The organism is uncultured Chloroflexus sp. (genome assembly GCF_937951745.1).
Classification (GTDB): Bacteria; Chloroflexota; Chloroflexia; order Chloroflexales; family Chloroflexaceae; genus Chloroflexus.
Window position 1 is genome coordinate 1 of sequence record NZ_CALFBQ010000065.1, and the last position, 9,405, is coordinate 9,405.

The window sequence follows — 9,405 nt, forward strand, 5'->3', positions numbered from 1 at the left end:
TGGCAGATCGATATTTCGGCTTACATCATCCGCGCCCTTGAAAAGGTGGGATTGGTGTGGAACGTGTACCGTGTGAAGCCGGAAGATCAGCACAAGCGCCAAGCGACGCCGGCTCTACACGAAGTGATGGGCGATTAATCGGGGAGATAGAGAGTAGAGCGATGGGAGTAGGGTTTGCACCCTACTCCCATTCCTAGTTGACGAAGGGCGACATCGGCGTTACCATATTCAGTATCATTGTCACGCCGGCAAATGAAGACGATCGGGCAACGTCGCCCACGGCTGGCCGGGCGCAATCACTCTGTTGAATCTATATGCGACGAGTATGCCCGACGCCACCTTTCCACTTATTGGTCAACCGCCATTTGAACAGTACACGTTAACCGGCGCTTACGACGAGATGTTTGCGCCCGATGGTAGCGTGCGCCCAGCCTATGCTGAATTGGCCCGCCGCCTCAGGGCGCTCAGCCCGGAAGAGTTGCAACAACGACAACGCTATGCCGATCTGACCTTCCTCAATCAGGGGATTACGTTTACGGTCTACGGCAACGAATCCGGCACCGAACGGGTCTTTCCCTACGACCTGTTGCCCCGCATGATCACTGCTGACGAATGGCAGCAGATCGAGCGCGGTTTAAGCCAGCGGATTATCGCGCTCAATCATTTCTTGCGCGATATCTACCATGACGAGCAAATCCTGCGCAATGGCATCATTCCGCGCGAGCTGATCTATAGTTGCCGCCATTACCGGCGCGAAATGCGCGGCTTGGACGTGCCGCGCAACGTGTATATCGCGATTGTCGGCACTGATCTCGTGCGTTTGCCCGATAGCCAGTTCGTGGTACTCGAAGATAATCTGCGCGTGCCGAGTGGCGTCAGTTATATGCTAACCAATCGCGCCGTGATGAAGCGCGCCTTCCCGCGCTTGTTCGGCGCCCACGGTGTGCGTCCGATCGACCATTACGGACAAGCGTTGCTCGCCACCTTGCGCACCTTGGCCACCGACCACCGGCCTGAACCAACGATTGCCCTGCTCACCCCCGGCGTCTTTAATTCAGCCTACTTTGAACACACCTTCCTTGCCCGCCAGATGGGGATCGAGCTAGTCGAAGGGCGTGACCTGCTCGCCCACGATAACGTGATCTATATGCGCACCACCGGCGGCCTGCGACGGGTAGATGTGATTTACCGCCGGATCGATGATGATTTTCTCGACCCAATGGTCTTCCGCCCCGACTCAGTACTCGGCGTGCCCGGCTTGCTCAATGCTTACCGCGCCGGTAACGTCGTGCTGGCCAACGCGATTGGTACCGGCGTCGCTGATGATAAGGCGATCTATGCCTATGTGCCGGCGATCATTCGTTATTACCTCGGCGAGGAACCGATCTTGCCCAATGTGCCGACCTATCTGTGCGACCGTGCAGACGAACGAGCGTATGTGCTCGAACACGTGGATGAATTGGTCATTAAGGCGGTTGGTGAGTCGGGCGGCTACGATATGCTGATTGGCCCGCACAGCACCCGCGAACAACAGGCCCAATTCGCCGAACGCATCCGCGCCAATCCGCGTAACTATATTGCGCAGCCGACCCTGCAACTCTCGTGCGCACCGTGTTTTATCGATGGCATCATCGAACCGCGCCACGTCGATCTGCGCCCGTTCATCCTCTTCGACGGCGAGACTACCACGATTGTGCCCGGCGGTTTGACCCGCGTCGCCCTGCGGCGTGGTTCGCTAGTGGTCAATTCATCGCAAGGCGGCGGCAGTAAGGATACGTGGGTGTTGTATTGATACCATCCGGCAGGAACATTCTATGCTCTCACGAGTCGCTGATAGCCTTTACTGGATGAGCCGCTACCTTGAGCGCACCGAGCATACAGCACGCCTGATCGGGGTCGGTCTCACCCAGATCCTCGACCAGACGCCGCAGGCAATCGCGCCGCGCTGGAGCCGGTTGCTCGCTGCACTGCATGTCGAACCGCCGGTAACCGGCCTCGACGACCCACAGACTATCACCCGCCTGCTCACCACCGACGCCGCTAACACCGCTTCACTGGTTTCGTGCATCACGTTAGCGCGCGAAAATGCCCGCCAAGTGCGCGAGCAGATCAGCTCAGAGATGTGGGAGCAGATTAACCAGCTCTACCTCCGCATGCGCGCCGCAACCATCGAGCAGATTTGGCACGATGAGCCAGTCGAGTTTTACCAGATGGTCAAAGAGCGGTTACACTTGATCCAAGGCATTACCGACGCTACCATGAACCACGGCGAGGGTTGGCGCTTTATTCAGGTTGGGCGCTACCTCGAACGAATCTGGGCCACAACACTGTTGCTCGAAGTCTTCTTTCAACCCTACTTCAACGGTGATGAAGGCGCCATCGGCTCGATCGACTGGGTGGTGTTGCTCAAGAGTTGCACCGCCTTCGAGGCGTATTGCAAAGTCTACACTGCCGATGTGCAAGCAGCACAGATTGCAGAATTTCTCTTGTTGAACGCCGAAAGCCCGCGCTCGATCCGGTTTGCCGCCGACCAACTGCAAGACAGTCTCGAACAAATTTCTCAGCTTGCCGGTGGTCGCCATGCGGGGCGGGCCGAGCGATTAGCGGGCCGGTTGCGCGCTCAACTCGATTATGGCCAAGTAGATGAGATTATCGCCGGCGATTTGCCGCTGTTCTTGCGGCAGATCCGACAGCAATGCACCGCGATTCACGAAGCAATTTATCAAGCGTATATTACCTATCCGATCGAGCAGGCGCTGCTCCGGTAGCGCGCTGCCAGAGCACTGAGCTGGCTTCATTCTATGTACTATTCGATCCTGCATAAGACGCGCTTTCGCTATAGCGCGCCGGTCACCGAAAGCCAGACCGAAGTGCGGATGTGCCCTCGCGACGAGGGCATCCAGCGCCTTATCGAGTTCCACCTCACGACAGCACCTTACGCACGCATCAACCACTATCACGATTGGCTTGGCAACGAAGTTTACCACTTCGATGTTGCTACCGCCCACCGGCAATTGCTGATCATCGCCGAATCCATTGTCCAACTCACGCCGCCGCTGCCATTACCCGATCAGCTCGACGGCGCAGCTTGGGCGATGCTCGATGAGATCGCTGCTCACGGCGACTTCTGGGATTTTTTGATGCCGAGCCATTTCATCCAAACCACACCAGCTTTGCTCGATCTGGCGCGTGAAATTGGCGCCGAGCGCCGATCCGATCCGCTTACCGTACTGCGCGAGATGAATCATAGCATCGCCCAAACGTTTGCCTATGCGCCGCAAACAACGCGTGTTGACTCGCCGATCGACGAGGCGCTACTAGCGCGCAAGGGTGTCTGCCAAGACTTCACCCACATTATGATTGCGCTCGTGCGACGGATCGGCATTCCATGCCGGTACGTCAGCGGCTACCTCTTCCACCGCACCGAAGACCACGACCGCTCGGAAGAAGACGCGACCCATGCGTGGGTTGAAGCGTATTTGCCGGAAGTGGGATGGGTTGGCTTCGACCCAACCAACAACCTCATCGCCGGCGAACGCCATATCCGGGTGGCGATTGGCCGCGACTATGCCGACGTGCCGCCGACCCGCGGCATCTATCGCGGCCAAGCAACCAGCCAGCTTGAAGTCGGGGTGAAGGTAGTGCCTACCGCTGTCCACATCGACGAAACCGAAGTGCTACCCCAAATCACCACCGCCTCCGTCCAAGCCGAATTACAACAACAGTAGCGGCGCACTGCTCCCCGTGCCCCCCCGCGCCCACTCCGTAACGGCACACTGTGGTGTGCCCTGCCACATAAACACCGTCTTGCGGTACAATAGACAGTATGAACGTCCTGCTCATCTCCACCTACGAACTTGGTCACCAACCGCTGAGCCTCGCCTCACCGGCGGCATGGCTGCGGCGAGCCGGCGCTGCTGTGACCTGCGTTGATACCAGTGTATCGCCGTTGACGGCAGCTATGGCGGCTGAGGCCGGCCTGATCGCCATTTCAGTGCCCATGCATACCGCCACCCGGCTGGCGCTTGAACTGTTACCGCGCCTGCGTGCCGCTGCCCCCAACGCATTTATCGTCTGCTACGGCCTCTACGCGCCACTCAACGCCGCCATGCTGCGCGCCGCTGGCGCCGATTGCTGCCTTGGCGGCGAGATCGAAGAGCTGCTCACCACGATCTGGCAACGTTTGGCCGCCGGTGAACGTCCGCCCGCCATTGACGCCATCGCGCTCAACCGACTCGACCTCATCCCGCCCGATCGCAGCGGCTTACCACCGCTCAACCGGTATGCTACCCTGATCAATGGCTCTGAAACGCTCCTCGCCGGTTATACCGAAACCACCCGCGGCTGCAAACACCTCTGCCGCCATTGCCCGGTCGTGCCGGTCTACAATGGCCGCTTCCGCGTCGTGCCCCGCGAAACGGTGCTGGCCGACATCCGCGCTCAAGTGGCCGCTGGCGCGCGCCATATCACCTTCGGCGACCCCGATTTTCTCAATGGCCCCGGCCACGTCTTGCCGATCGTGCGCGCCATGCACGCCGAGTTTCCTGACCTCACCTACGATGTGACGATCAAGATCGAGCACATCCTGCGCTACGCCCATCTGCTGCCAGAACTGCGCGCCACCGGCTGCATCATGGCGGTCAGCGCCGTCGAGGCGCTCGATGACGAGATTCTCGCTCGCTTCGACAAGCGCCATACCCGTGCCGATGTCGCTCGGGCCGTGGCATTGCTGCGTGCGCATGATATTGCACTTAATGCAACATTTGTGGCTTTTACCCCGTGGACGACACGGCAAATCTATCGCGATCTGCTGATCGGCATTGCTGAGTTAGGCTTAATTGAAAGCGTTGCGCCGGTACAGTACGGTCTGCGCCTCTTGATCACCGCCGGTTCGCGCTTGCTCGAATTGCCTGAGGTACGTGCGTTGGTGGGGCCATTCGATCCGACCGGATTGGTCTACCCGTGGCAACATCCCGATCCAGCGATGGAGGCATTGCATTCAGCCGTGCTTGAGCTAGTGCAATCCAGCGATCAATGTGGTATGTCGCGCAGTATGTTCTACCAGCGTCTACTCGATCTATGCGATCAGATGATTGGGCTGGGACCGCGTCCGCTCTCGTTCTCGCCTACCGCACCCATCCCTCGCCTGAGCGAGCAATGGTACTGTTGCGCCGAACCAACCAATCAGCAGTTGACAATACGGTATCTGTAGGTAGGGCCAATATGCACCCGCACCTACTTTTTCTCACCACACCATCATCTTACCGGTTACCGGCTTTTCTGGCCGCCGCCGAGCGGATCGGCGCGCAAGCGACGGTCGCTGAAGACACGCCTCCAACCTTGGCACGCCCATTGCCGGGACGCTTGCTGATTGATTTCAGCGATCATGCAGCCGCGTTGCGCGCCATCCGTGTGTTGCACGCTAGCCAACCGCTAACCGCGATTCTGCCGGTTGATGATAGTGGAGTTGAGTTAGCGGCGCTGGCCTGCGCCGAACTCGGTCTGCCGTTCAATCGTCCTGAAGCGGCTGTCGCCGCGCGCGACAAGCATCTGATGCGCCAGCTCTTTGCCCGCGCTGGTGTGCCCTCGCCCGCGTTTCGCCTCTGCACCACTGCCGATGACCTCGTCGCGCTGGCCCAGACCGTTCCCTTCCCATGCGTGGTCAAACCGCTGCGCCTCAACGGCAGCCGCGGCGTGATCCGGGCTGACAATCCTGACCAATTCGTCGCTGCGGCGCAACGATTGGCAGTGCTGCTTGACCGGGTGGAGGGGTCGGGAACGCACGAGTTTCTGGTCGAGGAGTTTGTGCCGGGGTTTGAAGTAGCGCTGGAGGGCTTGATCGACCGCGGACAAGTGCAGGTGCTGGCACTGTTTGACAAGCCCGATCCGCTCGACGGGCCGTTCTTTGAAGAGACGATCTATGTCACGCCATCACGCTTGCCGGCAGCGACGCAAGCTGCGATCTGTGAGGTAACGGCGGCAGCGGCGCGCGCGGTTGGCCTCGAACAAGGGCCGCTGCACGCCGAGCTTCGCATCAACGACCACGGGCCGTGGATGATCGAGCTGGCCAATCGCAGCATCGGCGGTCTGTGTTCGCGCACGTTGCGCTTCGGTGCCGATGCGCCGCTCGAAGAATTGATCCTACGCCAAGCTGCTGGTTTACCGATCGAGTCGCTCAGCCGGGCTGGGCAGGCTGGCGGTGTGATGATGATCCCCATCCCGCAGGCCGGCATCTTGCGCGGGGTCGCCGGGGTGGAAGCGGCGCAAGCGATTCCCGGCATCGAGTCGGTTGACATCACTGCTCCGCTCAACTACCCGTTAACCCCCTTGCCCGAAGGCGATAGCTATCTCGGCTTCATCTTTGCCCGTGGCCCCGATCCGGCAACGGTCGAAGCGGCGTTGCGCGCCGCCCATGCCCAGTTGCGGTTCACCATCGTGCCGGCGATCACGTTGATGGCATAACCGCACACTGCCGTAGCGACACACTGCGGTGTGCTGCTACTTGCGGCGGGGGCCACCTTTGGCCGGCGCAGCGGCAGGCGGCGTCCACCCTTCGGGCATACGCGCGTTCTCGCCGAAAAAGAACTCCTCCATCGCCTTCATCAGGATTTGTTGCGCGTTGGGGTCACCGAGACTTAGGCCATAATGGTTGATAATCAGCGTCGCCTGCTGCGGCCACAGCCGCCACGCCTGCGCCGAGACCTGCTCGTAGATGCGCTGGCCGAGCGGGCCGGGGAACGGCGGCTTATCGAGGCCGGGCAGTTCACGACCAAACTTGACACAATTCACCATGCGCGGCATAGGTTTTTCTTTCTTTCAAACCAGCGTGATACCACTTTCATTATACCCGAAAGAAAAGGACGGCCATGCGAATCGTGCTCTTTGCCATGCCGGGGCCAATGGCCTTGCCTGTTTTGCAACGCTTGCTGGAATTGCCGGTGAATGTGGTGGGATTGGTTCATCCGGCGCCACCGGGTATGCCGGCGCTGACCCTCCTGCCACCGGCCACGCCACCCCCCCGCCAAGAGGTAGTAACGCCGGCGAATCTGGCTACCCTCGCTGGCCGGGCCGGCATCTCGCGCTGGGCAGTTGGGCGGACAGGCATGCCAGCACTGGCCGCACAGCTCGCTGCGCAACAGATCGATCTAGTGCTTGTCGCCTGCTGGCCGTGGCACATTCCCACTGACCTGCTGCACCTACCGCAGCGCGGTTTCCTGAACTTGCACCCCTCGCCATTACCAGAACTGCGCGGTCCGGAACCGCTCTTTTGGGCCGTGCGGTTAGGCTGGACGCGCACGGCAATGACGCTGCACCTGATGGACGAAGCGCTGGATCACGGGCCGATTGTGCGGCAGGAATGGTTTGAGCTGCCGCTCGGCGAGCGGCTCAGTGCAATCGAAACACTTGCCGGTCGGGTTGCTGCGCAGATGCTGCCGGCGGCGCTGGCCGATCTCGCTACACCGGGATGGCAACCCCAGTCGCAACCTGCCGGCGGCAGTTACTACCCTGCGCCACAAGCCGCTGACTTCACCTTCACCGCCGATTGGCCGGTACAGCGCGCCTATGCTTTCGTGCGCGCTATTGCCAACTGGGGCCAGCCGTTCACCTTCTTCGCTCCTAATGGCCAAACCACCATGATCGCCGATGTGATCGGTTACCACCTCGGAGTACAATTGGCGGCGCCAATCGTTCCTCATGGTATGAATCTGGCCTTACAACTGCATGATGGCACGTTAATCGCAAGACCGTTATTATTCACGTTACCAATGTTGACTTCAACGAATTTTTAAGATTTGCCAACATTGTACCAATGATGATACAATCATCAAGGCCTTCAGACAGTTCCAACTTACACAAACAGGATACAATCACTCGCAAATGTAAATTGATTACCATTAGTTTGCCAAACGATTGGCGACCGCAACTACAGAGTTACTGGAATGTTTAACCCTCAATCACCTCCTTTACCTCCAACCGAACACGCTAGCACAATGATTGCTCAATGGCGTTTACAGCTTCTCAATAACCTGTTGTTGGTACTCACTATACTGAGTGGTGTAGCCCTCATATTAGGCTCATGGTCAGACTACACCACTATGGGCGAGCGTGCAATCCCATTCATCACTATTTATACTATCGCTTACTTATGCATTGTAGCTGCTACCATATTACGCCAGCTTAGCGTTACAATCCGAGCATTCATCTTGCTAACAATTTTGAGCAGCATATCAACCTTTCTGATAATTTTCTTTGGGTTGGTAGGCAGCGGGCGGGTTATCTGGATCGGGGTAATTGTACTGGCAATAGTTTACTTTGGCAGTTGGGGTGGAATCATTACGCTCGTCCTGTCACTTGTGACAATGATCATCACCGCCACAGTGTACCTTTCCGGCAATGCTACGTTTGTACAGGCAGAAAACCTCGCTATCCAAGACACTCTCGCCGAGTGGATCGGTTCTATCGGACTCTATCTCGCTGCCGCAGCCCTCGTCCTCACACCATTTCTGTATCTCTTGCAACGGATGGAACGACTTGCTCATCAAACCACTGCTGAAGCGGCGCGCGCTCGGATGCAAGCGCAACAGGTTGAGACGTATGCCACACAGCTCGAACAGCAAACGACGCAGTTACAGGCAACCGAACAGATGCTGCGCAATCTGGTACAATCACTCGAAACACCTACCGTCGAGATCGCGCGCGACGTCTTGCTCGCACCGATTGTCGGCCAGATTGATAGCCAACGCGCCGAACTGCTGTTGAAGCGGCTACTCGATGTGGTCAGCGCTCGCCGGGTGCGCATGGTTGTGATCGATGTCGCCGGTGTGTCGGCCTTTGACACGATGGCTGCACAGAGTTTGATTCAGACGGTGCAAGCCTTGCGATTGATCGGGTGCGAGGCTGTCATCACCGGTATTTCCCCTACAATGGCCCAAACGATCACGGCGCTAGGCATTGATATGAACACTATTACTACTGCCCGCTCGCCGCAAGAGGTGCTTGTGCGCACAGCGGTGTAACCAGCGCCGATAGGATATTTTTCTGAATTTTTTGCCAAGCGCGCAACTTTTGCCCTCCTCGCGCGGTTTCCATGATGAGAGTATTGCTGTGCGAGGAGATTATTATGCGCCGCCGAACTCCGCTCTTGGTTCTGCTCATACTGCTCATCGTTTGGCCAGTATTGACAGCCGCTCACATCATCCCCCCAACTCCGCCCGTAACCCCACCTCGCCTCATTCTCGGCGTCGAACAGATCTCGGCCACAGCATGGGCGCTGCTGGTAGGCTGCTCCTCACCCCCGCACGATCTGCGCGTATGGGCGGAAGAAGCGCCGCCGCAGCTCCCACAAACCATCACTGCACTCGCGCCGGGGCGCTGGCGCGCGCAATTCGACGGCGCATTGCCATC

Annotated in this window: 8 protein-coding genes and 1 pseudogene; 8 read left to right on the forward strand and 1 reads right to left on the reverse strand. The window is 58.7% G+C overall.

Annotated elements, in window-relative coordinates:
* Positions 1 to 325 precede the first annotated feature (325 nt).
* The 5 genes from Q1A59_RS14920 to Q1A59_RS14940 all read left to right on the forward strand — a co-directional run bounded on the left by Q1A59_RS14920 (position 326) and on the right by Q1A59_RS14940 (position 6,462).
* The gene (locus Q1A59_RS14920) at positions 326 to 1,792 is read left to right on the forward strand and encodes a circularly permuted type 2 ATP-grasp protein (RefSeq protein WP_299645191.1); all 1,467 of its coding nucleotides are present in this window, start codon (positions 326 to 328) and stop codon (positions 1,790 to 1,792) included.
* Between the two features lie 22 nt (positions 1,793 to 1,814).
* Positions 1,815 to 2,768, forward strand: a complete 954-nt coding sequence (locus tag Q1A59_RS14925) for an alpha-E domain-containing protein (RefSeq protein ID WP_299645192.1) — start codon at positions 1,815 to 1,817, stop codon at positions 2,766 to 2,768.
* Between the two features lie 33 nt (positions 2,769 to 2,801).
* Entirely contained in the window at positions 2,802 to 3,728 is a 927-nt protein-coding gene (locus Q1A59_RS14930; protein ID WP_299645193.1) for a transglutaminase family protein, read from the forward strand.
* A gap of 98 nt (positions 3,729 to 3,826) precedes the next feature.
* Positions 3,827 to 5,212, forward strand: a complete 1,386-nt coding sequence (locus Q1A59_RS14935) for a CUAEP/CCAEP-tail radical SAM (seleno)protein (RefSeq protein ID WP_298406490.1) — start codon at positions 3,827 to 3,829, stop codon at positions 5,210 to 5,212.
* A gap of 11 nt (positions 5,213 to 5,223) precedes the next feature.
* Positions 5,224 to 6,462, forward strand: coding sequence for an ATP-grasp domain-containing protein (locus Q1A59_RS14940; RefSeq protein WP_298406492.1), 1,239 nt, complete (start codon positions 5,224 to 5,226; stop codon positions 6,460 to 6,462).
* Between the two features lie 36 nt (positions 6,463 to 6,498).
* Here Q1A59_RS14940 and Q1A59_RS14945 read toward each other — a convergent pair whose 3' ends face one another.
* Positions 6,499 to 6,801 (reverse strand): oxidative damage protection protein, encoded by a 303-nt coding sequence (locus Q1A59_RS14945; RefSeq protein ID WP_298406494.1) that lies wholly within the window; start codon positions 6,799 to 6,801, stop codon positions 6,499 to 6,501.
* Between the two features lie 65 nt (positions 6,802 to 6,866).
* On the opposite strand from Q1A59_RS14945, the gene Q1A59_RS14950 reads away from it, so the two are divergent.
* From Q1A59_RS14950 to Q1A59_RS14960, 3 genes and pseudogenes are all read left to right on the forward strand, one after another.
* Positions 6,867 to 7,790: a formyltransferase family protein gene (locus Q1A59_RS14950; RefSeq protein ID WP_298406496.1), complete on the forward strand. Its 924-nt coding sequence runs from the start codon at positions 6,867 to 6,869 to the stop codon at positions 7,788 to 7,790.
* Between the two features lie 201 nt (positions 7,791 to 7,991).
* The gene (locus Q1A59_RS14955) at positions 7,992 to 9,017 is read left to right on the forward strand and encodes an STAS domain-containing protein (protein ID WP_367280904.1); all 1,026 of its coding nucleotides are present in this window, start codon (positions 7,992 to 7,994) and stop codon (positions 9,015 to 9,017) included.
* 104 nt (positions 9,018 to 9,121) lie between these two features.
* A pseudogene (locus tag Q1A59_RS14960) lies at positions 9,122 to 9,405 on the forward strand (FHA domain-containing protein); the annotation flags it as partial.

What these genes read in the sequence shown, in the direction of transcription:
- Q1A59_RS14925 (WP_299645192.1), top strand. Translation starts at nt 1,815, where the DNA reads ATGCTCTCACGAGTCGCTGATAGCCTTTACTGGATGAGCCGCTACCTT.
- Q1A59_RS14950 (WP_298406496.1), top strand. Translation starts at nt 6,867, where the DNA reads ATGCGAATCGTGCTCTTTGCCATGCCGGGGCCAATGGCCTTGCCTGTT.
- Q1A59_RS14930 (WP_299645193.1), top strand. Translation starts at nt 2,802, where the DNA reads ATGTACTATTCGATCCTGCATAAGACGCGCTTTCGCTATAGCGCGCCG.
- Q1A59_RS14955 (WP_367280904.1), top strand. Translation starts at nt 7,992, where the DNA reads ATGATTGCTCAATGGCGTTTACAGCTTCTCAATAACCTGTTGTTGGTA.
- Q1A59_RS14940 (WP_298406492.1), top strand. Translation starts at nt 5,224, where the DNA reads ATGCACCCGCACCTACTTTTTCTCACCACACCATCATCTTACCGGTTA.
- Q1A59_RS14945 (WP_298406494.1), bottom strand. Translation starts at nt 6,801, where the DNA reads ATGCCGCGCATGGTGAATTGTGTCAAGTTTGGTCGTGAACTGCCCGGC.
- Q1A59_RS14920 (WP_299645191.1), top strand. Translation starts at nt 326, where the DNA reads ATGCCCGACGCCACCTTTCCACTTATTGGTCAACCGCCATTTGAACAG.
- Q1A59_RS14935 (WP_298406490.1), top strand. Translation starts at nt 3,827, where the DNA reads ATGAACGTCCTGCTCATCTCCACCTACGAACTTGGTCACCAACCGCTG.